The organism is Arthrobacter sp. TmT3-37, from assembly GCF_054510835.1.
On record NZ_JBTNDU010000031.1, the window covers coordinates 1 to 2,561 of the forward strand.

At 61.9% G+C, this 2,561-nt stretch carries 4 protein-coding genes; 3 read left to right on the forward strand and 1 reads right to left on the reverse strand.

Annotated elements, in window-relative coordinates:
- The 3 genes from ACX80U_RS19110 to ACX80U_RS19120 all read left to right on the forward strand — a co-directional run.
- Window positions 1-268, forward strand: a 268-nt coding sequence (locus ACX80U_RS19110; protein ID WP_459269535.1) for a hypothetical protein, incomplete at its 5' end; no start/stop codon positions are given.
- Window positions 265-648 (forward strand): hypothetical protein, encoded by a 384-nt coding sequence (locus ACX80U_RS19115; RefSeq protein ID WP_459269536.1) that lies wholly within the window; start codon window positions 265-267, stop codon window positions 646-648. The genes ACX80U_RS19110 and ACX80U_RS19115, both read left to right, overlap by 4 nt.
- Before the next feature lie 163 nt (window positions 649-811).
- Window positions 812-1,567: an ANTAR domain-containing protein gene (locus ACX80U_RS19120; RefSeq protein WP_459269537.1), complete on the forward strand. Its 756-nt coding sequence runs from the start codon at window positions 812-814 to the stop codon at window positions 1,565-1,567.
- A gap of 83 nt (window positions 1,568-1,650) precedes the next feature.
- Here ACX80U_RS19120 and ACX80U_RS19125 read toward each other — a convergent pair whose 3' ends face one another.
- A complete protein-coding gene (locus ACX80U_RS19125; RefSeq protein WP_459269538.1) occupies window positions 1,651-2,427 on the reverse strand; it encodes a GAF domain-containing protein in 777 nt (258 codons plus the stop codon).
- Window positions 2,428-2,561 lie beyond the last annotated feature (134 nt).

Sequence of the window (2,561 nt, forward strand, 5' to 3'; positions counted from 1 at the left end):
GCGTTTTCCCCTCTTTTCAGGAGTAGTTATGAATTCTCGTCTTGTACCCACCGATTCTTTCCCCGAGGACCTCGCGGCACTTGAGGACATCGAGTTGCAGGTCCTGCACAGCAGGGTTCAGCGCCAGGTCGATCACGAATACAGTCACGAGTTCGGGCTGAACCCGGAAACCGAGTTCCGGGCAGCGGATGTTGCTGAGGAGTTCGAGCGCCGCGAGGCGCTGGCACCGTCGTGGGGTTCCCTGCTGCACTCGATGCTGCAGGCATGAGGGCCAACGGGGCACCTGATGCCCTTCCACACTTCGAGCACCGTGCCTTTGATGTCCTGGTAGCGGACCTGTCCCCGGCCGCCGCGACCTGCTTCGTCGCGGATTTCATCTCGATGCTTCCATCACGACTCGAGAGGATCACCGAGGCGCTGGCTGCAGGCGATGACAGGGACGAGATGATCACGGCGTTGGCGAGCCTGGGAGTCAGCGCGAGCATGACCGGGGCGACGCGTCTGGCCCTGACCGTTGACGCAGCGCTGGCTGATCTTTCCAGGGCCGCCCACCCCAGCACGTTGCTGCCAGTCCGGCTGCGGCGTGAGGCACAGCAGTTCGTATCCGCCTATGCCTCGTTCCAGAAAGCGTCGTCACTGGCCGCCTAAGCCAGGCCAAACACGCGCCTGCCGGGTGATCGCTGCGAACCGTGATGGGTCATCCACGTCCGGTCCCGTCAGGGTGACGTAGCATTTCAGAGGTTTATGAGGTGGCCCAGGGGTTCAGCAGCGAGCCTTCCTCCGCCTCTTTTCATACGTGAATGAGGACTCAATGCCGGACGAGCAAGAACTGGCCCGTGAAGCTGAGCGGGACAGCGTCACAGCCCAGTTGCAGAACATGGTGCTCGAAAGCGATGACGTTCAGGAGTTCCTGAACGGACTGGTGTCCGTCGCAGCCCAGGCGTTCACTGGGCCCTACGGCGACGTGTTCTGCGGCATCACTCTCCTGCGCCCAAGGTCGATGGTGACAGTGGCTAGCAGCAGCGAGAAGGCCCGCCAGGTCGATGAGGTGCAGTACGGGTTCGACGACGGGCCCTGCCTGCGTGCAGCCCGCGAAGGAATCACCGTCCACATTCGAGACTTCCTGACCGAGACCCGGTTCCCGGAGTACCGCGAAGCGATCTCCGGCCACGGGCTACGCTCAGCCCTGGGCATTCCCATCCGCCTCGACGAAGGAGCCAGCGCCGGCCTGGACTTCTACTCAACCGAACCGAACACCTTCGACGCCAAAGGTATCCGCGTCGCCGAAGGATTCGCCCGTGACGCATCCCAGTCCCTCCGCCTCGCCGTGCGGGTAGCCAAGCTCACCGAAGCAAGCACGAACATGCGGGCCGCCATGGAATCTCGCACCAGCATCGATATGGCCATCGGGGCGATCATGGCCCAGAACCGGTGCGGCCAGGAAGAAGCCACCGCGATCCTGCGAAAAGCGTCCTCGAACCGGAACGTGAAGCTACGCGACTTATCCGCGGACATCCTGAACTCGATCGGACAGCACAAACCCGTCATCACGCACTTCGACAGCTGATCCTCGACACCGCGCCTCACCGTTCCAGCACACACCCGCACCGGAACCCGACAACGATCAACGGTCGGCAGTGACGGCAAAGCTCAGGCGTTGATCTCGTCTTCGACGAGGCTGGCGAGTTTGCGCAGGAAACGCCCGTCCTGGGCCGAGAAACCACGCGGCTTCTGGTCAATGACACACAGCGTTCCGACGGTCCAGCCCCCGGGCCCACGCAAGGGGTAGCCGGCGTAGAACCGGATGAAGGGCTCCCCCGTCACCAGGGGATTGGTCCTGAACCGGTCGTCTTCACGGGCATCCGGAACGATCAACGGTCCAGCGTTACGGATCGTCGCGTTGCAGAACGTGATCTCCCGCGGCATGTTCTGCTCGATGGGCCCGATGACCGACTTCAGGAACAACCTGTGATCGTCGATCAGAGCCACGATCGATGAGCTGACGTTGAAATGGTCGCGGGCCTGCTGCGTGTACCGGTCAAACCGCTCCTCGAACGGCGAGTCCACAAGATTCGTGCCAGCGACAGCATCAAGGCGTTCCTGCTCCGCCTCTTCCTTCGTAAACAAAAACACCCCCAGCGCCCCCAGCAACTTACGGGAGTCCTCCGGTGACTCTGCGGCCTCGTCATCCTCGCTGCGGGGAACCTGAATGTCCACGGACGTGCCCTCAAGGAGCTCATTCATCGCATCCGCGAGAATGGTGCGCTCACTTCCCGACAAGATGAGCAGTCCCCCGAGATATGCCTCCACCTCGAACTCCGACACCTCACCACCCAGGGCGTAGTACTTCACCCACAGCTCACCAACCGAGATGTTTGCGCTGGACAGGGCAAGGGCAGTGAGCCTGATCTGCGTTCGGCCGTTCATAGGACCTCCGATCCCGCCCATCCTCGCGAACCTCAACCATCAACCCGAGGCGACAGTGAGATGAGGCCGAACCAGGGACTGCGGTAACGCACACAACCAATTATCAGCCTGCTTAGTTTTCCAAGGATAGTGCA